The sequence below is a fragment of the Halorubrum aethiopicum genome (assembly GCF_001542905.1).
Taxonomy (GTDB): Archaea; Halobacteriota; Halobacteria; order Halobacteriales; family Haloferacaceae; genus Halorubrum; species Halorubrum aethiopicum.
Genome location: NZ_LOAJ01000001.1, coordinates 2,209,780 through 2,231,492 on the forward strand (window position 1 = coordinate 2,209,780; position 21,713 = coordinate 2,231,492).

A 21,713-nucleotide genomic window follows, 5' to 3' on the forward strand; every position below is an offset into this window, starting at 1 on the left:
TCGGAACGGATCCGCGAGTTCGTTCGAGGAACGAACCAGATCGGCTATACCCCGGCGGATCGAACCGTCGACGTGGCGAACCTCGACCCCTACGGCGAGCGGTTCGGACGGGCCCTCCTCGCGGTCGCGGTCCTCGCGGTCGTCGTCGGGGTCGCGACCGCCGGCGCGTACGCGGCGGACCCCTCGACGGCGACGCCCGACCCCGTCGCCTACGACGACGTCGTCGAGCTCGGACTCTCCTCGGAGACCGACGAGCTGATGGCCGGGTCGGCACGGATCCCCCGCGTCCAGGTCTTCTACTCGCAGCTCCAGTACGTGGTCGGCTACAACGGGGTCGAGTCGTTCGTGGCGACGCTCGACGACGGGCGGACCGAACGCCAGTTCGGCTACCCGCTCGCCGTCCACGTCGAGACGTTCGACGGCGGGAACCCCGGCGTGACCGACGGGGGGCTCTTCGAGGCCGAGCGAGCGACGGAGTGGGTCCCCGCCGACGAGGCCGCCTACGTCGTGGAGAGCGCGGCCCACAGCCCGGCGGGCGAGACGGTCGTTCCCTTCGCGGAGCGGCCGAACGCCGAGCGGTTCGCGGCCGATCACGGCGGACGCGTCCTCGAGTGGAGAGCCGTCCGGGACCGGTCGTTCGACGTCGACTCGGCGGCGACCGTCCGGTCGATGGCCCCGGCGCGCTGGGCCGAGGCCGACGAGCGGATCGCGGACGCGACGGCGTCGGGAGACGACCGCGCCGGCGGCACCGACGGCGCCGGCGAGGACGCCCGCGAGATCGTCGTCGGCGAGGACGCGCCGACGATCGACGCGGCGGTGGCGGCCGCGCCGCCGAACGGGACCGTCGTCGTCCCGCCGGGCACCTACGAGGAGACGGTCACGGTGAACGAGTCGGTGACGATCGCGGGCGAGAACGCGCGCGTCCGCGGCGACGGAAACGGCTCGGTGATCGCGGTCCGCGCGCCGGACGTGACCCTCTCCGGGCTCTCGATCGACGGCGTGGGGAACCGGACGCGCGACCCCGAGGCCGCGCGCGAGGCCGCCGAGGAGGACGGGACCTGGGACACCAACATCCAGCTCGGGTACGGCCACGGCGACGCGGGGGTCCTCGCCGTCGACGCGCCCGGCCTCCTCGTCGACGACGTGGCGGTCGAGACGAACGCGAGCGGCGTGCTCCTCCGGGACGGCTCCAACGCGGTGATCCGGAACCTCCGCGTCGACGGCAGCGACGACTGGCGCGACGGGTTCATGGGCGTCACCGGGATGGAATCGCGGGTCACCGTGACCGACAGCCGATTCGAGGGCGGCCGCGACGGGGTCTACCTCCACCGCGCCGACGGCTCCGTGATCCGGAACTCGACGTTCGTCGGCAATCGGTACGGCACCCACCTCATGTACACCGGCGACGCCCTGATCGCCGACAACGCCTTCCGGAACGCCAAGTTCGGGGGGATCACGGTGATGACCCGGCCGTCCGGGAACGCGATCGTCGGCAACGACGTCCGCGACTCCGGCGCGGGGATCCAGGCGTCCGGCACCCGGTCGTACGTCGGCTACAACACGCTCGCGGACAACGGGCTCGGCTTCTCGACCAGTTCGCGCGGGTCGCTGTACGAGCGCAACGTCGCCGTCGGAAACGAGGTCGGCGCGCACGCGACCACGGTGGTCCCCTCGAGCCGGGTCGTCGCGAACGACTTCGTCGGCAACGACCGCCACGCGGAGGCCGGTCCCGGCGCGTTGCGTGTCTGGGCCGACGGCGACTGCGGGAACTACTGGGAGGGCGCGAACGTCGGGCTCCACGAGCCCGGCGAGCGGGCGTACCGGCCGACAGCCCCGGTCGACGCCGCGCTCCACCGGGAAACCGCCGCGGCGGCGGTTCGGGAGTCGCCCGCGGCCGCCCTCCTCGACCGCCTCTACGGGACCGTCCCCGGCGCGCGGTCCGGGAGCATCGTCGACCCCTCCCCGGCCCCGGAGCCGTACGCGCCCGACCGGGTCGCGGCCGCGGCGGATCCCGACTCGGGACCGATCCACCCGGACTGGCGGCGCGAACTCGGCGGGGGGTCACGAACCGAGGAAACCGGGGCCAACGCGACGACCGCAGCCACCGACGCGATGAACACACACGATCGGAACGCGACGAACGGGACCGTGAGTCGAGTGGCCACCGCGGGGCTGCGACGCCCCGCCGACGAGGGGGGTCGTCGGTGAGCGACGAACCGCTCGCGGAGCTGTCGGCCGTCACCCGGACCTACGGCGGCGTCGCGGTCCTCGAGGACATCTCGCTCGCCGTCGAACCCGGCGTGACCGCGGTGATCGGGCCGAACGGGTCGGGGAAGTCGACGCTGCTCGGCGTCCTGGTCGGAGCGATCGAGCCGACCGACGGGCGCGCGCGGTACGTCGGGCCGGACGCCGACGGGCCGATCGGGTACCTCCCGCAGCGGGTTCCGTTCCGCGAGGAGTTCACGGCGCGCGAGACGCTCGCGTTCTACGCCCGTCTCGCGGGCGACGATCCCGACGAGGCGCTCGAACGGGTCGGCCTCTCCGACGCGGCCGACCGGCGGGTCGGCGCGCTCTCCGGCGGCATGCGCCGGCTGCTCGGGATCGCTCAGGCCACCGTGGGCGACCCGCCGCTCGTCGTGCTCGACGAGCCGACGAGCGGGCTCGATCCGGGGATGCGCGAGCGGGCGTTCCGAACCGCGGTCGACGCGTCCGGAGCCGACACCGCCGTCGTGGTGAGCTCGCACGACCTCGACCTCGTGGACGGACACGCGGACCGGATCGTGGTCCTCGATCGCGGGCGGGTCGCCGCGGCGGGCCCCCGAGACCGGCTCTGCTCGGACCACGGCGTCGACGACGTCGCCGGGCTCTACCGGGCGGTCGTCGCCGGCGACGCGGCCGGATCCGACGATGCCGACGACGCCGACGCCGGATCGGAGGACGCCGACCGCGACGAGCCGAGCGCGGTCCACGTGACGGGGGTGTCGGAGCGATGAGAGGGATCGGAGGGACGGGCGACCCCGCGGGGACGCGACGCCGCATCGGGGCGGTCGCCACGGTGTTCCGCCGCGAGCTGGCGACCGTCCTCCGGACGCCCGGATACGGCGTCCTCGCGGTCGGCCTCCTCGTCCTCCTCGGAGGCACCCTGGCCGTCGGCGGCGGGGGAGACACCGGGTTCGTGCCCGCGGTCGTCGACCTGCTCCTCGTGACGGAGGTCGCGGTGCCGCTCGTCGCGTTCGTGGTCGGATACCGCGCGCTGCTCGCCGACGCGGAGAGCGGCGAGTTCGCGGTGATCCGGACGTATCCCGTGAGCGTCGCCGGCTACGTCGTCGGGGTCGCTCTCGCGCGAGCGCTCGCGTTCCTGGCGGTCGTCGTCGTCCCGTACGCGCTGATCGGCGCGGTCGTCTGGGCGACCGCCGCCCCCGACACGGGGATCTTCGCGACCCACTCCGGCGTCGACTCCCCGCTCCTGTACCTCCGTTTCCTCGGGCTGATCGTCCCGTTCGGCGCGGCGTACCTCTCCGCCGCCGTCGCCGTCTCGGCGGTGGCCTCGAGCCGGCGCGGCGCGGTCGCGATCGCGGTCGTCGCGCTCGTCGCCGGCGTCCTCGGCGGCGACCTCGCGATCCTGCGGTCGCTGGCGAGCGGGGCCTCCCCGTCGGCGATCCCCGGACTGCTCGCGTCCACCCCGAACGGGGCGTTCCGCGGGCTCGTCTTCGAGACGGTGATCGGCGTCGCGTTCGCCCCGGCGGGCGGGTTCGTCGCGGTCGGGCGGGCGGTCGGATCCCTCCTCCTCTGGACCGTCGGCGGCCTCCTCCTCTCGACCGCGGCGCTCGCGTACGGCGACCGGCTGGACGTCCCCCTCGAGGGCGTTCGGGCGCGGTTCGTCGAGTGACGCGGACCCGTCGAGTGACGCGGACCCGTCGAGTGAGCCGCGCCGGATCGTCGGACGGGCCGGGCCGGGTCCCCGGCGGCGACCGGTCACCCCGACGCGTTCGGGACCGATCCCGGCGCGTACGCGTACACCGCGTAGAGCACGGTCGCGGCGGTCAGGAAGTCGAGGCTGTGCGCGAGGAAGTGGTGGACCGGCATCGGCACGTAGCCGAGGACGGTCCCCGCGCCGACGACGGAGCGCGCCAACAGCGCCCCCACGGCGACGCTGATGAGCAGGTGCCGGCGGCTCCGGCGGCGGCCGTACGCGACGAGGCTCACGAGGAAGAGAAGGCCGGTCCCGATCCCCGCCACGACGACGACGGCCAGTATCGGGAGCGACCCCTCGACGCCCCGACCGGCGACCGAGAGGGCTGCTGTCGGCGGACGCATGTGGTCGGGTTGGGCGCGATCGGTTATAAAGAGCGAGGCGAATACCCGCGGCGTTAGGCGCGGGAGGACGTCACGAACTGATCCGTTACGATGCCCGCCGGAAGACGTCTTCTCGGCGGAGCGGGACGGGTGTCTCGCTTACAGCTCGACGACATCGCCGCGCTCGGCGACGCGGAACCCGGCCGACTCCAGCCGCTCGCGTGCGTCCGAGGTCGGATCGAGAAGCGGGTTCGTGTGGTTCAGATGAGTGAACAGGACCTCGGTGTCGACGCCGTCGAGGACCTCCATCGAGGACCGGACCGTCGGATGGGGGACGTCGTCCACGCGGTCGATCTCGTCTCGACTCCAGAAGGTCCCGTCGACGAGGGCCACGTCGACGTCCCGGATCAGGGACTCGGAATGAGCCGTCAGCGCGTCGACGTCGCTCACGTACAGGAGCGACCGGTTCGGCCCGTCGATCCGATACGCGAGCGTCCCGGTCGGGAGCGACTCGCGGTGCTCGACGCGGATCGGCGTGACCGAGGTCCCCTCGAGGGCGACGGGATCGCCGTCCGTGACCGACCGTACCTCCACGTTCCGGTCCGTCACGAGCGACCGCAGCGGCTCGTTGTTCCGGATCACGTCCCCGAGTCCGGGCGTGGCGTACACCGGCAGTTCGTCCGCGTCGACCGACTCGCGTCCGAAGTACGACAGTCCGGTGAGATGCCCGAGGTGGGCGTGCGTCAGGAACACGCCGTCGGGGACGTCGACCGTCTGGAACCGAACGTCCGGCGTCGCATCGAACAGATACCGGCCGGCGTCCTCCACATTCAGGCGGACGGCGCTCGCGTACCGCGCCCGTCGGGGATCGGCGCGCGCGGCCGCGCAGTTCCCACACCGGCAGCCGAGATGGGGAACTCCGGCGTCCTGGGCGGTGCCGAGGACTTCGACGAGACTCACGGTGCTCGTATCGAGCGGGACGCTTCATCAAGATGGCGACGGCTTTCGGCCCGACGTCTCACGCGCCCCCGGAAACCCCGGCCGGAGACGACGGCGCTACTCGATCGTCTCCCGGCCGACGACCGTCTCCATCCGTAGCTCGTACAGGGAGAACTCGACGTTCTGGACCGTTTCGTCGAAGAGGCGGAACGGCGGGAACCACTCGTTGAGCGTCGCCTCGTCGGCGTCGCCCTCCCATTCCCGGATCGGACCGCGAACGTGGATGCTCCACGACTCGCTCGTCGAGGCCTCGTGACACACGAACGTGGCTCGGTCGGTCGTCTCCAGAAACCGTCGCTTCTCGCTCTCGTCGTCGTGGTCGCTCACTCGGAGGAGAAACCGGTCGCCGTCGTAGTGGTAACTCAGCGGGATCGCGTACGCGTCGTTCCCGTCCGCCAGTCCCAGAACGCCGTGTTCGCCCGCCCGCAGGCGGTCGTCGACGTCGGACTCGGTCATCCCGCCGGTGTACACGTATTCGACGCGGTCCATGTGTAACGGAACGCGACGGCCCCTCAAATAGGCTCGCCGACACGTCCCCGTGCCGACTCGCTCCAAACGGACGCGTTCGCGTCGTCGAACCTCTCCCAACGAGGGGGAACGGACGGGCGGTTTTTACGCGGGGATCCGAAAGCTCCGGCGACGACCATGTCGGACACCAGATCCCGGATCCGGAGCCACGTCCGGGAGACGCCGGGCGTCCACTTCAACCGCGTGAGCCGGGAGCTCGACGTCGCGACCGGGCAGGCGCAGTACCACCTCCGGCGGCTCGTCCGCGACGACGAGCTCGCCGTCGAGCGCGTCGCCGGCCGCGCCCACTACTTCGATCCGACGTTCGACCCGTGGGAGCGCCGGACGATCGCGTTCCTCCGCCGGGAGACCGCACGGGCGATCCTCCTCCGACTCCACGCCGAGGGGTCGACCCGCCCGTCGGCGCTCGCGGACGACCTCGACCTCGCGCGGAGCACCGTCTCCTGGCACGTCTCGAACCTCGTCGACGCCGGGATAATCGAGAAGTCCGCGGACCGGCCGATGACGGTCTCGCTGGCGCGACCCGAGCGGACCGCCGAGCTGCTCGACGCCGTCTCCCCGTCGCTGCCCGACCGGATCGTCGACCGGTTCGTCCGCACCGTCGACAGCCTCCTCGAGTGAGGCGGGTCCCGGCGTCGACGCCGGCGACCGCCGGGTCGTTCGACGCCCGCACCAGACCGGTTATGGCCTCGTCGTCCGTCGGATCGGCCATGAGACGCCGAGCGCTGCTCGGAGGGATCGGCGCGGCCGCGACGACGACCGTCGCGGGCTGTACGACGCGGCTGTCGAGCGGCGGATCCGAGGGGGTCGTCCTCGATCCGCAGGAGGACCAGATCGCCGACGCCGAGGACCTGTCGTACCCGGCCTACGGCCAGCCGCTGCCAGACTTCGCGCTTCGCGCGCCGCTCGCCGACGAGACGATCGACGCCGGAGACCTCGATCGGACCGCGGTCGTCACGGCGGTCTTCACCTCGTGTCCCGCGGAGTGCGGGGTCCTGATTCACCGTCTCGTCGGGGTTCAACGGCGGGTCGCCGAGGCGGGGCTGACCGACGAGGTCGTCTTCCTGCCGATCACGTTCGACCCCGAGCGCGACGACGAGCGGGCGCTCCGCGAGAACGCCGAGTCGCTCGGGGTCGACCTGGCGGCCGGCAACTGGCACTACCTGCGGCCGGCCTCGCCCGCGGAGGCGAAGACGGTGGTCGAGGACCGACTGGGGATCGGCTTCGAGCGGACGACGGAGAGCGACCGGCTCGAGGGGTACGACTTCACGCACGCCGTGGTGACGCTGCTCGTCAACCCGGACGGGATCGTCGAGCGGGCCTACCGCGGCGAACGCGTCGACCGGGACCGCGTCGCCGACGACGTCGCCGCGGTGGTCGACGCGTTCTCGACCGACTGAGCGGGGAGGCGGTCCGTCGGCTCGCCGCGATCGCGTTCCCACGATCTCGGGGTCGTCTCGTGGTTTAATGTCGCCGAGACGCAATTATGGAACATGTCCACGGACGAGCTTCTGGAGTCGAGCGCGACGAGGATGGCCGACGACCGGATCCGGGCGTTTCTGACCGAGCAGGGCGTCGGAACGCTCGCGCTCCCGGACGAGGACGTCCCCTACCTCGTGCCGATGTCGTTCGGGTACGACGGGGAGTCCGCGCTCTACTTCGCGTTCCTGCTTTTCGGTTCCGAGAGCCGGAAGGAGGCGCTGAGCGAGCGGGCCGGCTCGGCGGCGTTCCTGGTGTACGAGGCGCGATCGCCCCACGAGTGGCGGAGCGTGAGCCTCCGCGGGCGGATCGAGGCGATCGACGAGGACGACGACGAGGACGAGGAAGGCGGATGGGCGGACCTCCGGGAGGCGATGGAGAACGCCTGGCACCCGGACCTCTTCAGTTCCGCCGAGCCGATGCGGGGCGTCCACGGCTACCGGTTCCGGATCGACGAGTGGACCGGGATCCGGCAGGGCGGACCCTCGGAGTGACCGCCGCGTCGCGTCCGGCGTCCTCGCCCGCGTCGGCCGTCCCCCGTCTCCTCCGGCTCTCCGCCGGGTGAGGAGGATCCGTCGAGAGGGAGGAACGGGCCTGCCGGAGGGGGAACGCACATGGTCGGCGGTCCCCTCTCGCCCGTATGAACGTCGACGTGCTGCTGTACGACGGGTTCGACGAGCTCGACGGGATCGGCCCGTACGAGGTGTTCGACTACGCGATCGACTACGCCGCGGAGGAGGACGGCGGCGGGGTCGACGAAACCGGTCGCGTCCGCTACGTCACCCTCGAGGAGCGCGAGACGGTGACCGCGAGCCACGGGACCCGCGTCGGGGTCGACGGCGTCCTCCCCGCGCCCGGCGACGCCGACGCGCCCGATCTGCTCGTCGTTCCGGGCGGCGGATGGAACGCGCGCGACGAGACCGCGAGCGCGTGGGCGGAGGCGAACCGCGGGGCGATCCCGGCCGCGCTCGCCGACCACCACGAGGCGGGCACCCGGATCGCGAGCGTCTGTACCGGGTCGATGCTGCTCGCGGAGTCGGGGGTCACGGACGGCCGCCGGGCGGTCACGCACGCCGGCGCGGTGGACGAGCTCCGCGAGTCGGGCGCGAACGTGGTCGACGCGCGCGTCGTCGACGACGGCGACCTCCTGACCGCGGGCGGAGTCACCTCGGGGCTCGACCTGGCGCTGTACGTCGTCGAACTGGAGTTCGGCGAGGAGATGGCCGACCGGGTCGCGACCGTGATCGAGTACGAGCGGCGCTACGAGGTGGCGGGTCGGGAGTGAGGTAACGGAGCGGAGATCAGCCGTCGACGTGTGACACGGTTTCGCCGGAGCCGTCGACCGTGATCACCGTACAGTCGAGCTGGTCGCGGAGGTAGGAGTCGATGTCGGGATCGGAGAGGAGCTTCTGGACCATGCGCCGCCAGCGACCCGCCTGCTTCGACCCGATGACGACGACGTCGGCGTCCTCGGCGACGATCTCCTCGAGGATCGTCTCCTCGACGAGGAAGCCGCGCCGGATCACGAACCGGGCGCGGTCGACCCGACCGACCCGTCGCTCGACGGCGCGTTTGAGGTCGCTTCGCGAGACGCCGCCGCTGTTCTGATACAGGTCGACGTGGAGGACGGTGAGTGCGGCGTCGCGCTCCTCGGCGACGCGAACCCCCTCCCGGAGCGTCGCCTCCGAGTGGTCCGTCAGGGGATACCGAACGGGCACCACGACCAGAGTCATGTCGCCACGAACGCGTTCGTCACGTAAATACGCTGTCGATACGCGGGGCGTTCGGGGGGCTTTCACGCGCGTTCGCGGTCGTTTCAAGTTCCGAAAACGAAGACGATGTCAATAAGTTCTTGTACGCCAGGGACGAACATTCGGGAAACCGACGATCGGCCGGGAGAACGCGTCGCAAGCGCGGTATCGATTACCACGCGATCGGGCGACTCCCGCCGATCGACGGCGGACCCAATCATGTACGTACCAAATCCCTTCGACTCGGACGACCGCGCGGTGAGCCCCGTCATCGGGGTCATCCTGATGGTCGCTATCACGGTCATTCTCGCCGCGGTGATCGGCACGTTCGTGCTCGGTCTCGGCGATACGCTGGGAGACAATCAGCCGACGACGCAGTTAGACGTGAGTATTGAAGGTGAAGACGGAGACGGTGACCGTGATCTGGTCATCGAGCACGGTGGCGGTGATCCGATCGATTCGGGAACCCTTGATATCATTGTGACCGATGAGGACGATAACGAAGTATCGACATCGGGCGAATTCTCGGAGCGGTTTAGTGTTGGGGACGTAGAAACCGGGGACTTTGATGTAGATGACACCGGTAATGGTGAAAACCTCCGAATTCGCATCATTCACCAACCAAGTGAATCGATCCTCGTCGACCGGACGATCGAAGTGGATGGTATCGACGGGGTCGAAAACGACGACATCACGTTCAACTAATTATTCTCTTTCGGCGGCGGACTATTTCTGTCTGTGATCGAGGGTGTTCCTTTGCTATCGCGGTGAACACGTCCAAAGCCCCAGCCGCGACGACTCGATACGCTCGCTGCGCTCTTCGGTCGCTCACTTCGTTCGCTCCCTGCGGTGCTTGCGTCGCGCGTCTTCGTCCTCGCGGCTGCCCCTTTGAGTCCCATCCCGCACAGCACCGCAACCGCACCTCACGCCTCCCCAGCCTCGCGGCTCGCGGTTTCACCGCTCGCCGCGTCCCTCGCGGGCGGTTCGCGCCCTCCGGGCGCTCACCGGCGCGCCACAGCGCGAACTACCAGCTCTTCTCTCGGTGGTTCAGTCCATCCGGATCCGGCAGCCTCGGACGCGAGCCGTAGGTTTACCTGCGGCGGCCGGGAGGCGGTGACATGGCTTCCGACGCGGAACTCGAGGCGATAGGCGAGGCGGTCGCGGACTTGGAAGACGAGGCGGTCGAGTTCCTCCGAGAGATGGTTCGCACGCCGAGCGTGAACCCGCCGGGGGATTACGCCGCGATCGTCGACCTGCTGGCGGCGCGGTACGAGGAGTACGGCTGGGACGTCGAGGTCGAGCACGCGCCCGAGGCGCTCGTGGAGGAACTCGACCTGCCGCACCCGCGGCCGAACGTCCTCGCGTACGTGACCCGCGGGACCGGCCCGACGCTCGCGCTCAACGCCCACATCGACACGGTCCCGGTCGAGGCGTCGAACTGGACCCACGACCCCTTCGGCGGCGCGGTCGAGGACGGCCGGCTGTACGGCCGGGGCGCGCGCGACTCGAAGGGCCGCATCGCCGCCTACACGCTGGCGGCTCGGGCGCTCGAGGCGAGCGGGCTGCTCCCCGAGGACGCCACGCTCGTGCTGGCGCTGACGGCCGACGAGGAGACGGGTGGGGAGGCCGGCGCGGGCCACGTCGTCGAGAGCGGTGCGCTCGAGGCCGACTACGCGATCGTCGAGGGGAGCACCTACGCGGTCGAGTACGCCTCCTCTGGCGTGCTCACGCTCCGCGTCGACGTCGAGGGCGCGTCAGCGCACGCGGGTCTGGAACCCGAGGAGGGTGCGAACGCGGTGGTCGCGGCCGCGCGCCTCGTCGACGCGCTCGACGCCCACGGCGACGACCTCGCGGCCCGCGAGAGTTCGATCCCCGGCGTCGGGAGCGCCACCTGTACGCCCGCGACGATCGAGGGCGGCGACGCGACCAACGTCGTCCCGCCGACCTGCTCGTTCACGGTCGACCGCCGGGTGCCGCCGGACCACGACGCCGCGGCCGCCGAGCGCGAGGTCCGCGAGGTCGTCGCCGACGCGGACCTCCCGGCGGGAACGTCGGCGACGGTGACGGCGCTGAGCCGGACGAAAGCGTTCCGGTCGGACCCCGAGGACCCTCACGTCCGCGCGGTCGCGGCGAACGCGGAGCGGGTGATCGGCGACGTGCCCGTGCGCGGCACCCGCGGCGGATCCGACGCCGGCCACTTCCACGCCGGCGGGACGAAGGCCGTCAAGTTCGGCCCCGGCGGCCGGGACTCGAACGTCCACGGCCCGGACGAGAACCTCGCGCTCGACCAGCTCCGGGACGCGGCGGTCGTGGTCGCCGCGAGCGTCCGCGACGTCGGCCGCGAGGAGGCGTGACCGGTCGCGGCCGCGTCCGTCAGCGTCGCGGGTGATCGAGGCGGCGTTCGGAGACGGGTCGAGCGGCGCTGTGAGGCGAGGCGGCGCGCGTTTTCGCGGCAGCGAGCGGCGGCGCGAGGAACTCGATCAGTCGGCCGGTTCGACGCCGGTGAACTCGAACCGTGCGCCGCCGGCAGAGCCCTCGGTCACCCGAACCTCCCACCCGTGTGCGTCCGCGATCTCCTTGACGATGCTGAGTCCGAACCCGGTCCCACCCTCGGCCGTGGAGTACCCCGGTCGAAACACGTCGTCGCGCCGGTCCTCGGGGATCCCGTCACCGTCGTCCTCGATGAAGAAGCCGTCCTCGAGGTCGCCGACGGTGACCGTCACCGTCGTCCCGGCGTGCTCGATCGCGTTCCGAACCAGGTTCTCTACCAGCTGTTTGAGACGGGAGCCGTCGGCCGCGATCCGCCGTGAGGTCTCGTTCTCGAGGGACCCCTCGGCGGTGTCGAGGTCCTCCCAGCAGTCGGTCACGAAGGTCCCGAGATCCACCGTCTCCGTCGACCCGATCGTGTTCCCCTCCCGCGCCAGGGTGAGGAGTTCCTCGATGAGCGTCTCCATCCGTTCGTGTGCCTCCGCGATCCCGTCGAGGTGATCGCTTTCGCAGTCGTCCCGGGCGAGTTCGACGTGGCCTTCCGCGACGCTGAGCGGGTTTCGGAGGTCGTGACTGACCGTGGACGCGAACTGTTCCAACCGGCGTTCGCGCTCCTTTCGCTCGGTGATGTCCCGGCCGATGGTCAGGATCGCCGGCTCGCCGTCGTACGTGATCATCGTGGAACTGAGCTCGACGGGGATCTCCTCGCCCCGTTTGGTTCGGTGGACCGTCTCGAGGACCTGCGTTTCGTCCTCCGAGAGCTCGTCGATGAGCGTCGCGATGTCGTCGTCGTCGAGGTGCGCGTCGATGTCCGAAGAGCCCATCGAGAGGAGCTCCTCTCTCGAGTAGCCGGTTCGCTCGACGGCCGTGTCGTTCACGGCGAGGAACCGCCCGTCGAGGTCGACGACCCACCCCGTGTCGTTCATGCCGTTGAACAGCTGCTCGTACTCCTCTCTCGCCCGTTCCAGGTCGTGCTCGTGTCGCTTCCGATCGGTGACGTCCTGGACCGCGCCGCGTAGCTGTACCACGTCGCCGTCGTCGAAGACCGGCTCGCCGAGTATGCGGAACCACCGGATCTCGTCGTCGCTTCGTTGGAACCGTGCCTCCACGTCGAAGGAGTCGCCGGCGGCGATCGCGTCCTCGATCGCCTGCTCGACTATCGGGCGGTCCGCGTCGACGTAGACGTCGAGCGCGTCCTCGAGCGGAGGTTCCTCCTCTCCCTCGATCCCGATCATCTCGAACAGGTGGTCGGACCAGTACACCTCGTTCGTCGTCGTGTCGATCTGCCAGCCGCCGACGTCCGCGATCTGCTCCGTCTTGTCCAACAGGTCGCGAGCGAACTCGAGCTCTCGCTCACGCGCCTTCCGATCGGACAGGTCGCGGCCGATCCCGGCGAGTCCGAGGAAGTCGCCGTCCGGATCGACCAGCCGTTGGCCGGTGAGCTCGTAGGAGACTCGCCCCCGGTCCGCGGTGAGCACGTCGGCCTCGACCGTCGCGGTCCCCGTGTCGATCGTCGTCTCGATCGCCTCGGTTACCCGCTGGCGGTGGTCCTCGGCGAAGAACTCGAGCACGTCCCGATCGAGCAGCTCCTCGTCCGCGAACCCGGTTTCCCGCGCGAGTCGCTCGTTCCATCGCTGGAGGTCTCCGTCGGCGTCGAGCACGTAGAACAGGTCGTCGAGGGTGTCGAGCGCCTGTTCCGTGAACGCGCGCTCCCGTGCGAGCTGCCGTCGGCGTTCCACCCGGTCGGTGACGTCCTGGAACTTCGAGAACGTCGTCACCGCGTCGCCGTGGTCGTTCCTGACGACGCGGTGGTGCCACTCACAGACGAGGCGCTCGCCGCCCTTCGTGACCGTCTCGTACTCGCTGTCGTTGACGGCGGCGGTGGAATCCAGCTCCGAGAGGACCTTCGCGACGGCGTCCTGCTCGGACTCGGGGACGAGTCGTCGCCACGAACTGCCGACGAGTTCGGCTTCGTCGTAGCCGAGGATCTCCTCGCCGGTCTCGTTGATCCGGATGACCTCGAAGTCGTCGTTCCACTCGATGGCCCCGAGGGGGGAGCGTTCGAAGAACAGCGAGAGGCGTTTCTGACTGGTCTCGATCTCCCGCTTGGAGCGGTACTGCGAGACCGCGTTCGCGATCCGGTGTGCGAGCAGCGTGTACTGGCCGGATCCTCCCTCCTTCCGGAGGTAGTCCGTGACGCCGGCGGAGATCGCGTCGCTGGCGATCTCCTCGCTCCCCTTGGCCGTGAACAGGATGAACGGCATGTCCGAGTGCGTTTCGCGGACGTCGTGGAGGAACTGGAGCCCGTTCTTTCCGGGCATCTCGTAGTCGGAGACGACGCAGTCGAAGTCGGTCTCCTCGAGCCGTGTCAACCCCTCCTCGGCGCTTTCGGCCGTCCGAACGCGGATCCGGGAGTCCTCCCGGACGAGGAACTCGGAGACGACGTCCGTGAACCCGGAGGCGTCGTCGACGTGGAGAACGCGGATGGTTGGATCGGTTGACATGAACGGGCGAGAGATCGGTCCGTCTAACTCCTGACGTAAGGCACCGTTTCACATACAAAAGGCTACTGGACGGTCCCCCGTCGCCGCTCGGTCACGTCGCGTCCCTCGGGTATCAGCAGCCGAACGTTCCCCCGGTCGTCGGTCACGGGCCGGATCGAGAAGTCGATGGTCGCCTCCCGGTCGGCACCGCTCACCACCAGGTCCCGCCTGATGAACTCCCCCTCCGCCGCCCGCTCGACGGCCTCGCGCGCCTGCTCCCGCGTCCGTTGTGACTGTTGAAACCACCCCGTCTCCCACATCTTCTCGCCGACTACGTCGTCGCGGTCGAGACCGCCGAACTCCAACGCGGTCTCGTTCGCCTCGATGAGCGTCCCGTCGGGCCGCATCAGCCCCGTGAACTGATACGTCTGGTTGAATATCTGCTCGTACACCCCGGAGTCGGCCTCCGTTCCCGTGATCGGCTCGACTATCATGAGGTGTTGACCCGGCACGATCTCGGGGACGGTCGTGTACTCCACGACGCGCTTCTCGCCGTCGTCGCCGACGAACTCGACCACGTTCTCCACGTTCTCGTCGTCCCCGTCCTTCGCTTCCTGAAAGGTGGCCCACGCGGCCTCGAAGTCGTAATCGTCGGGGAGGAAGTCCGCGACTTCTCGCCCGAGCAGCTCGTGACGGTCGTTCCCGTAGATCGTGGCGGCCCTCGGATTCAGGTCGACGATCCGCGCGTCGTCGTTGAAGATGATCATCGCCTCGCTCGCCTCGTCGAACGCCGCCTTGTACTGGTCGCGGGCCCTGGTGATCTCCGTGATACCGGTCTGTTCCGCCGACTCCGGCGTCTCGGGCAGCGTGATCGTGATCGCCGTTCCCCCGTCGGTGACGGTCGACTCGACCGTGCCGTCGTGTCGAGAGACGATCCACCGGACCATCCACAGCCCCAGTCCGATGCCGTGAGTGAGCGGCGTCGTCTCTCCGGTCTCGATGGCGGTCTGTTCCATCTCCGGGAGCCCCGGTCCGTCGTCCCGTATCCGGATCTCGACGGCGTCCTCGACCGGTTCGACGGTGATCGAGATCGTCGGGTCCTCGCCGCCGTGCCGAACGGCGTTCTCGACCAACTCCTCGATCGCCCGCTCGAAGCTCGGGCGGATCGGTAACACGACCTCGTCGGGAGCGTGGACCGTGGCGGTAGCAGCCGGGTGCTCGGCCGTGACGGCGTCCGTGATCTCGTCGATCACCGGGACGACGTCGGTCAGCGTCGGCTGGGCGTCCTCCGTGAGGATCTGTTCGAGGTCCCGCGCCCGTTCGCTCAGTTCCAAGAGCGTGTCGACCTCCCGAAGAACGATCTCGTGGTAGTCGGTGTCGCCCGCGTCCGTGCCCATCTCCTGGGTGTAGCCTCGGATCACGGTCAGACTGTTGCGGATGTTGTGTCGGAGGACCCGAGCGAGCGCGGCGGCCAGGTTCGTCTTGTCGGTGATCTCGGCGGTGTGCTGTTTCAGTTCGAGTTCCCGTTCGATCAGTCGAGCGACGAGTTCGGCGAAGAGCGTCTCGTTCGTCGAGAACTCCGCGCGCGGCTCGTCCGCGATGAAACAGACCGTGCCGTACGGTTCGTCGTCGAGATACACCGGCGTGCCCAGATAGCAGTGGTACCCGTGGGCGTCGAAGGCGGGATCGTCGTCCCACTCCTGGTTCGGCGCGTCGTGGAGCGTGACCTGCGACTCGGTTTCGACGACCCGACGACAGTACGTCGTCTCCAGCGCCAGCTCGACGCCCTCGTGGAGCTTCGCGTCCGCCGGTTCGGTGCTGACGACGGCCTTCCAGTGATCCGAATCGGGATCGGTGCGAACGAGAAGGCCGCGATCGGCGTTCAGGACCTGAGCACCCAGGGCGAGAGCCCGGCGCGCTCGTTCCTCGAACGACCCCTCGCCGTCCATGACGTCGTACAGCCGCTCCCACGGTTCGCTCGCGTCGGACCCCTCCCCGGAATACATGCGGTATACATGTACGTGAGGATAAATGTACACAAATATCTACCCCTTGGTTTCCACGACGTGACTCCTTCGCGTTGGTCGCGGCCGACGGTTCGTCGCGGCCGGTCGTCGCCCGCAAAGGTTTAACCCACGTCGTCGAGTCCCTGTGGAGCGTGCCGTTTCCCCGCGCCAAATCGCCGCGTCGACTCTACGACGAGGTCCGCTCGTACGACCTAGTGGTCACCCCCGACGGGCCGCTCGCGAGCGCCCTGAACCGCCACCTCGACCGCCCGCACCTGGGCCCGTTCGCCATCCCGCCGCGCCGAGAGCCGCGTCGTCCTGGCCGCCGGAGTCGACCCGAACGCGTTCCTCGAGTCGCTCCCCGTCGACGTCGAGGCGGTCGAGCCCGACGGCGACGACGAGGAGAACGTGAAGGCGCTGATCGACTCGCTGAACGGCGAGAAGCGGGCGGAGATCGACGCCTTCCTCCCGCTCTCGGTCGACGGCGAGCGGGTGACGATCGGCGGGGTCATCGACCTGCTCCACCTCACGCCCGACCGCGCCGAGATCGTCGACTACAAGACGGATCTCACGCGACACGCGGAGGCCGAGTACGAGAAGCAGCTCAGCGTCTACTACCGCGTCGTCGAGGGGGTACATCCGGACAGAGAGGTCTCCGCGTCGATCTTCTACACCCGCGACGGCGAGCGGCGCGAGATCGAGTCCCTGGACGAGGACGAGCTTCGAGACCTGGTGCGCACCCATTGCGAATGAGTGGCCCGGGCGGGGCAGGGATCGCGACGAGCGTCGGGCCCCGCGTCGGTTCGTCACCGCACGCTTATATCCGATGTCGCGGCCACCGGCCCCATGTCGTCCGGGACGGACTCCGCGAGGCGGAGAAGACGGTGGAGACGGGGTAGACGAGAGAGACGGGAGAAGCGATGGGGACGGGATAGGCGGTGGGGACGGGCTAGACGAGGGAGACGACTGGAACCGGGGGGACGAACGGACGGAGCCCGCGGCGGCCCTCGATCCGAAACGATCGCCGCGGGTGCGGATCGCCGTCCCGACGCCGGCCCGGAGCGAGGGGGGAGCTGCCCGACGGGAGACCCGAGGCGCTGGGCGCGGACCCTCTCGGCCATCGCCCCGGTCGGGGCGGTCGCGGTCGCCGGGATCGGTCTCGGATCGATCGGGCGGCGGCGCGTTCCACGGCTCGCCGCCCGGCTGGAGGGCGCTCCGATCGGCGTCGACGTCGACGCCGGCGTCCTCTCGGCGGTCGCCGACGGGACCTACGCGGCGTCGCTCCTCCTCGCCCTCCTCGTCGCGTGCGCGGTCGGGTGGCTCGTCCTGTCGACTGCGGCTCGGATCGCCGCGAGCGCGCCGCCGTAGCCCGAGCGCCCGGAACTCCCGGAACGGCTTTGGATCCGGCGACGCTATCCTCGCGCATGGTCGCGATGGAATCCGACTCCGAACTCGAGCGCGGCGACGCCGCACCGGACTTCGAGCTGCCAGGAACCGACGGCGAGACGCACGCCCTCGACTCCTTCGACGTCGACGCGCTGCTCGTGGTGTTCACCTGTAACCACTGCCCGTACGCGAAGGCGAAGTTCGGGCTGCTCAACGACCTCGCCGCCGAGTACGACGACCTGGCCGTGGTCGGGATCAACCCGAACGACGCGGCGGAGTACCCCGACGACTCCTTCGAGGCCATGCGCGAGCGGGTCGCGGACGGGACGGTCGCCTACGACGCGTACCTCCGGGACGAGACGGGCGAGGTCGCCGCGGCCTACGGCGCGGTGTGTACGCCCGACCCGTTCCTCTTCGGTCGCGAGGGCGGCGAGTGGCGGCTCGCGTACCACGGCCGGCTGGACGACGCGTTGAACCCCGACGACGAGCCGACCGAGTTCTACGTCCGCGACGCGGTCGACGCGGTCCTCGACGGCGAGGAGGTCCCGCACCCGGACCGGCCGTCGCGGGGCTGTTCGATCAAGTGGCCCGAGGAGTGAGGCGGGACGGGGAGAACGGGCGAGGTCCGGAGCGGCCGCTCAGGCCCGACGCCCCCGCAACGCGGACCGCCCGCCCATCAGCGCGATGACCGCGCCGATCCCGATCGCGAGGAACGGGGCGTTCGATCGCTGCTTCCTGAGGAACGCGTCGCCCGGCGAGTCGGGCGTCACGTACGCCGTGACCGTCTCGCCGGTCTCGTACTCCTCGATCGCCTCCCTCGCGGCCGACCGGGTGTCGTAGGACCGCTGAACCGACGCCGGATACACGCCGGTCGCGGTGTATCTCTCTCCGCGGTACGCGTACTCGTAGCGGACGAACGGGTAGTAGTCCACGTCCGGGCTCGAAGCCGAGCTCGTGGAGTCGAGATCGGTCTCGAGGACCACCGCCTCGACGGGTTCCGCGGTCTCGATCGCCTGCTGCTGCTGGAGGTAGTCGTATCCGCCGTAGCCGGCGAGCGCCAGCCCGACGACGAGGAACAACAGGCCGCCGCGGACGGGGTCGATCTCCCGCCCGGCGACGGTGATGTCGGTGTTGGAGGACACGGATGGCGCTCCTCCGTCTCGATCCAAAGGGCTGTCGGAACTTCGCCGCGGAGACGGGTTGAAATGGCTCCCGCCCGAAGGATCCGCCATGACGATGAAGGAGGAGGGCGAGCCGGATCTCTACGAGATCGATCGCTTCGACCGCGGCGTGGGATGGATCGCGTATCCCGGCGAGACGATGGAGCGCGCGAGCCACGCGCTCGCGGTTCCGAACGAGGACGGCGACGACGACGTGTGGGTGATCGACCCGGTCGACGCGCCGGGAGTCGACGACCTGATCGCGGAGTTCGGCTCGGTCGCGGGGGTCGTCGTCGGCCTCGACCGACACGAACGCGACGCCGCGGCGCTCGCGACCCGCCACGACGCGCCCGTCTACGTGCCCGAGTGGATGACGGACGTCGCCGGCGGGATCGACGCTCCGGTGCGCCGGTTCGACCGCCGGCTGGCCGACTCCGGCTTCGAGTCGATCCGGATCCGCGACTCCAAGCTACCGCCGTGGCAGGAGGTCGGCCTCTTCGACGGCGAGACCCTCGTCGTTCCCGAGTCGCTCGGGTCGTCGTCGTACTTCCGGGGGGACCGCGAGCGGCTCGGCGTCCACCCGATGCTCCGGCTGACGCCGCCGCGGGCGGCCCTTTCCGGGCTCGACCCCGAGCGCGTCCTCGTCGGCCACGGCGTGGGCGTCCTCGAGGACGCCGGCGCGGCGGTCGAGAACGCCCTCGACGGGTCCCGGCGCAAGGCACCCGGCCTCTACGCGAGGACGCTCCGGTCCGCGCTCGGGATCTGATCGGCCCGTGATCCACGTCACCCGCGACCTGCTGACGGTGCTTCTCGACCACGCCGCGGAGCGCGACCCGGCCGCGGTGAGCCTCCGGCTGTCGGCCACTCGGGCGGGGGAGTTCGACGCGGACCTCGGGGTGGATCCGGAGACGCCCGTGTTGACGCACTTCACGCTCGAGGGCGTCGGCGGGTCGGTGAACGCGGTGTTCGGGGTCGAACTCGGGACGCCCGCGGGCCGGGGCGGCGCGCGGTTCCTCTCGCATCCGACCGGCCGGCTCGAGCTCTCGAAGACCGACGACCTCGCGGCGGTCGTCCTCGTCGCGGTCCCGCCGTACGACGACGACCGCGTCGCCGCCTTCGACCGCGCCGGCGACGGGATCGAGCTGGTCGTCCTCGACGCGACCCCGCCCGCGGAGTCGGTGCCGGAGTGAGCGTCCCGCGAACCCGAGTTTAAAGGCGACCGAGCGGCTACGAGGAGTCGATGGCAGCACGTCCACCAGGCGGCGACGGGTCCGCTGAACCGGAGGCGATCGAGTTCGGCATCGCCGCGCTCGACGCCCGGCTGGAGGAGTCGGGGATCTCGTTTCCCGCGACGAGCGACGAGATCGTCCGCGCGCTCGATCACCCGGATATCCCCTACGATTCGAAGGGGCGAACGATCGAGCTGGCGACGGCCCTGGAGAGGACCCCCCAGTCGGAGTTCGAGAACGAAACGGAGCTGCTCGACGCGCTGTACCCGGTCTTCGACGAGGCGCGGCGCGGCGGTGGCGGGTTCCTCGACGGGCTCCGAAACGCGCTTCCGTTCTGAGCCGCGGTCCGGGGACTCCGGGTCGGCCTAGGTCGCCTGTTGTTCCGGTTCGACGTCCGGCTCGTCGGTGCCGGTCTCGAGCCGCTCGATGACGTCGTTGATGAGCACCACGTCGCCGACCGCGCGGACCCAGCGGTAGGGGACGATGACGCCGGTGTTGCCGTCGACGCGCCCGGCGAACAGTTCGCCGTTGAGTTCGGCCAGCGCCAGCCCGGTCACGGACTGCGTGTCGAGATCGAGGCGGACGTCCTCCACCTCGCCGACGAAGACACCGTTGTTCGAGTACACCTCTCTGCCGACCAGCGACGTGATCTCCTCGGGAGCAGCGTTCATGTCGGATACGGTCACGAGCGCGCCTATTAAGCGTTCGTTGTCGAACGACGTCCGTCTGACGCGGGAGCCGCTCCGACCCGTCGGGGGACCCCGAACGAGATCGGCGAGACCCGGCTCACGCCGGGAGAGGAGAGAAGAGGAGAGTATCCGCCTCACGCCGGGAGGATCCGCGTCACGCCCGCCGTCTCGGCGACGACCCACGCGATGAAGAGCAGGTACGCGACGAGCAGCGCGTAGGACTCGAGGGTCGTCAGGGCCAGATCCGTCCGGAGGATCCCGAAGAGCAGGACCGTCGCCAGCGTGAGGACCGCGAACATCGGCACGGCGGTCGAGAAGTTCACGGGGACCGCCCCCACGATGAGCACGCCGACGGGGATGACCACGAGCAGGTCGAAGGTGTTCGACCCGAGGACGTTGCCGAGGCTCGTCGCGCTGTTGTCGTCGCGGGCGGACCGCACGCTGACGAGCGTGTCCGGGAGGCTCGTCGCGGCCGCGACGATCGTCATGCCGGCGAGGAACTCGGGGATCCCGAACGCGTGCCCGAGCGACTCGATGGCGGACACCAACGCCTCGACGCTGGCGAGGATGACGAGCAGGCCGGCCGCGAGCCTCCCCCACTCGCGGAGAACGGCGACGTCGGCTCCCGTCTCGGCCTCGTAGTCGCCGGTGTCCTGCCACTGGATGAAGATGTAGAGCCCGTAGACGAAGAGCGGAACCACCGCGAGCGGGCGCGTGATCGATCCCGTCAGACTGGCTCCCGCGGTTCCGGCCGCGGCGACCGTGTCGGCCGTTCCGCCGGCGTCCCCCGTCGCGAGCGCGATCGGCTCGTAGATGACCGCGAGCGCGAACGTGATGACGAGGACGGAGACCGCGAGCATGTAGAACTGCGCCTCCTTGTACACGATCGTCCGGCTCGAGTCGAGGTCGTCGTCGGTCGCGAGCCCCGAGAGCGCGGGGACGACGAGGACGTTGAAGATCGCGGAGCCGACGATCGCGCCGACCCCCATGTCGAAGACGCCGGCGAGCGCGGTGACGACGACGCTCGCGAGCTCCGGGAAGCTCGACCCGATCGCGACGACGACCGTTCCCTGGACGACCGGCGGGAGCCCGTAGTGCGTCGAGAGCCCCTCCGCGGCCTGCTCGAGCCACCCGCTTCCGACCCAGATCGCTCCGCTCGCGGCCACGACCACGAGGACGTTCACGGCCGCGGTGTCGGGAAGGACCCCTCCGAGGACCAT

23 protein-coding genes are annotated in these 21,713 nt (G+C 70.1%); 14 read left to right on the forward strand and 9 right to left on the reverse strand.

The features are described from left to right. The first annotated feature begins 72 nt into the window (after positions 1–72). From AXA68_RS10490 to AXA68_RS10500, 3 genes are read left to right on the forward strand one after another with little or no spacing between them, the layout of a single operon-like run. Positions 73–2,208 carry a NosD domain-containing protein gene (locus AXA68_RS10490; protein WP_066416328.1) on the forward strand — a complete coding sequence of 712 codons (2,136 nt, stop codon included), beginning with the start codon at positions 73–75 and terminating at the stop codon, positions 2,206–2,208. After that, positions 2,205–2,993, forward strand: a complete 789-nt coding sequence (locus tag AXA68_RS10495; RefSeq protein ID WP_066416330.1) for an ABC transporter ATP-binding protein — start codon at positions 2,205–2,207, stop codon at positions 2,991–2,993. Before AXA68_RS10490 ends, AXA68_RS10495 begins: the two co-directional genes overlap by 4 nt. Beyond that, positions 2,990–3,889, forward strand: a complete 900-nt coding sequence (locus AXA68_RS10500; RefSeq protein WP_080505229.1) for a copper ABC transporter permease — start codon at positions 2,990–2,992, stop codon at positions 3,887–3,889. Before AXA68_RS10495 ends, AXA68_RS10500 begins: the two co-directional genes overlap by 4 nt. Positions 3,890–3,975: 86 nt before the next feature. Here the strand turns inward: AXA68_RS10500 and AXA68_RS10505 are convergent, their stop codons facing one another. From AXA68_RS10505 to AXA68_RS10515, 3 genes are all read right to left on the reverse strand, one after another. Then, entirely contained in the window at positions 3,976–4,317 is a 342-nt protein-coding gene (locus tag AXA68_RS10505) for a DUF7471 family protein (protein WP_066416333.1), read from the reverse strand. Between the two features lie 138 nt (positions 4,318–4,455). After that, a complete protein-coding gene (locus AXA68_RS10510) occupies positions 4,456–5,256 on the reverse strand; it encodes an MBL fold metallo-hydrolase (protein ID WP_066416334.1) in 801 nt (266 codons plus the stop codon). A gap of 96 nt (positions 5,257–5,352) precedes the next feature. After that, positions 5,353–5,784 carry a pyridoxamine 5'-phosphate oxidase family protein gene (locus AXA68_RS10515; protein ID WP_066416335.1) on the reverse strand — a complete coding sequence of 144 codons (432 nt, stop codon included), beginning with the start codon at positions 5,782–5,784 and terminating at the stop codon, positions 5,353–5,355. A 156-nt stretch (positions 5,785–5,940) separates the two neighbouring features. Here AXA68_RS10515 and AXA68_RS10520 point away from each other — a divergent pair, with 156 nt between their 5' ends. The 4 genes from AXA68_RS10520 to AXA68_RS10535 all read left to right on the forward strand — a co-directional run bounded on the left by AXA68_RS10520 (position 5,941) and on the right by AXA68_RS10535 (position 8,587). Then, positions 5,941–6,444: a winged helix-turn-helix transcriptional regulator gene (locus AXA68_RS10520; RefSeq protein WP_066416336.1), complete on the forward strand. Its 504-nt coding sequence runs from the start codon at positions 5,941–5,943 to the stop codon at positions 6,442–6,444. Positions 6,445–6,533: 89 nt separating this feature from the next. Then, positions 6,534–7,223: an SCO family protein gene (locus tag AXA68_RS10525; protein WP_066416338.1), complete on the forward strand. Its 690-nt coding sequence runs from the start codon at positions 6,534–6,536 to the stop codon at positions 7,221–7,223. Positions 7,224–7,316: 93 nt separating this feature from the next. Then, on the forward strand, positions 7,317–7,796 hold the full coding sequence (locus AXA68_RS10530) for a pyridoxamine 5'-phosphate oxidase family protein (protein WP_066416340.1): 480 nt from the start codon (positions 7,317–7,319) through the stop codon (positions 7,794–7,796). Between the two features lie 146 nt (positions 7,797–7,942). Beyond that, positions 7,943–8,587, forward strand: coding sequence for a DJ-1/PfpI family protein (locus AXA68_RS10535; protein WP_066416342.1), 645 nt, complete (start codon positions 7,943–7,945; stop codon positions 8,585–8,587). 16 nt (positions 8,588–8,603) lie between these two features. On the opposite strand, the gene AXA68_RS10540 is transcribed toward AXA68_RS10535, so the two are convergent. After that, complete coding sequence (locus tag AXA68_RS10540) at positions 8,604–9,035, reverse strand: universal stress protein (protein WP_066416345.1); 432 nt, start codon at positions 9,033–9,035, stop codon at positions 8,604–8,606. A gap of 276 nt (positions 9,036–9,311) precedes the next feature. Here AXA68_RS10540 and AXA68_RS10545 point away from each other — a divergent pair, with 276 nt between their 5' ends. After that, a complete protein-coding gene (locus AXA68_RS10545) occupies positions 9,312–9,758 on the forward strand; it encodes a type IV pilin (RefSeq protein WP_232745102.1) in 447 nt (148 codons plus the stop codon). A gap of 413 nt (positions 9,759–10,171) precedes the next feature. Further along, positions 10,172–11,407 carry a M20 family metallopeptidase gene (locus AXA68_RS10550; RefSeq protein ID WP_066416348.1) on the forward strand — a complete coding sequence of 412 codons (1,236 nt, stop codon included), beginning with the start codon at positions 10,172–10,174 and terminating at the stop codon, positions 11,405–11,407. A gap of 126 nt (positions 11,408–11,533) precedes the next feature. Here AXA68_RS10550 and AXA68_RS10555 read toward each other — a convergent pair whose 3' ends face one another. Beyond that, positions 11,534–14,044 (reverse strand): PAS domain S-box protein, encoded by a 2,511-nt coding sequence (locus AXA68_RS10555; RefSeq protein WP_066416349.1) that lies wholly within the window; start codon positions 14,042–14,044, stop codon positions 11,534–11,536. A gap of 62 nt (positions 14,045–14,106) precedes the next feature. Next, a complete protein-coding gene (locus tag AXA68_RS10560; RefSeq protein WP_066416351.1) occupies positions 14,107–16,029 on the reverse strand; it encodes a PAS domain-containing protein in 1,923 nt (640 codons plus the stop codon). 318 nt (positions 16,030–16,347) lie between these two features. Between AXA68_RS10560 and AXA68_RS10565 the strand changes: the two genes are divergently transcribed. Next, positions 16,348–16,782, forward strand: a complete 435-nt coding sequence (locus AXA68_RS10565; RefSeq protein ID WP_080505230.1) for a PD-(D/E)XK nuclease family protein — start codon at positions 16,348–16,350, stop codon at positions 16,780–16,782. Positions 16,783–17,453: 671 nt separating this feature from the next. After that, on the forward strand, positions 17,454–18,014 hold the full coding sequence (locus AXA68_RS10575; protein WP_066416356.1) for a thioredoxin family protein: 561 nt from the start codon (positions 17,454–17,456) through the stop codon (positions 18,012–18,014). A 39-nt stretch (positions 18,015–18,053) separates the two neighbouring features. Here AXA68_RS10575 and AXA68_RS10580 read toward each other — a convergent pair whose 3' ends face one another. After that, positions 18,054–18,557 carry a DUF3592 domain-containing protein gene (locus AXA68_RS10580; protein WP_066416358.1) on the reverse strand — a complete coding sequence of 168 codons (504 nt, stop codon included), beginning with the start codon at positions 18,555–18,557 and terminating at the stop codon, positions 18,054–18,056. A 94-nt stretch (positions 18,558–18,651) separates the two neighbouring features. Between AXA68_RS10580 and AXA68_RS10585 the strand changes: the two genes are divergently transcribed. From AXA68_RS10585 to AXA68_RS10595, 3 genes are read left to right on the forward strand one after another with little or no spacing between them, the layout of a single operon-like run. Beyond that, positions 18,652–19,341: a hypothetical protein gene (locus AXA68_RS10585; protein WP_066418531.1), complete on the forward strand. Its 690-nt coding sequence runs from the start codon at positions 18,652–18,654 to the stop codon at positions 19,339–19,341. Between the two features lie 7 nt (positions 19,342–19,348). Then, positions 19,349–19,765 (forward strand): hypothetical protein, encoded by a 417-nt coding sequence (locus tag AXA68_RS10590; RefSeq protein ID WP_066416364.1) that lies wholly within the window; start codon positions 19,349–19,351, stop codon positions 19,763–19,765. 50 nt (positions 19,766–19,815) lie between these two features. Then, entirely contained in the window at positions 19,816–20,142 is a 327-nt protein-coding gene (locus tag AXA68_RS10595) for a hypothetical protein (RefSeq protein WP_066416366.1), read from the forward strand. A 27-nt stretch (positions 20,143–20,169) separates the two neighbouring features. Here AXA68_RS10595 and AXA68_RS10600 read toward each other — a convergent pair whose 3' ends face one another. Then, positions 20,170–20,475, reverse strand: coding sequence for a PRC-barrel domain-containing protein (locus AXA68_RS10600; RefSeq protein ID WP_066416367.1), 306 nt, complete (start codon positions 20,473–20,475; stop codon positions 20,170–20,172). Positions 20,476–20,627: 152 nt separating this feature from the next. After that, positions 20,628–21,713 (reverse strand): sodium:calcium antiporter, encoded by a 1,086-nt coding sequence (locus tag AXA68_RS10605; RefSeq protein ID WP_066418534.1) that lies wholly within the window; start codon positions 21,711–21,713, stop codon positions 20,628–20,630.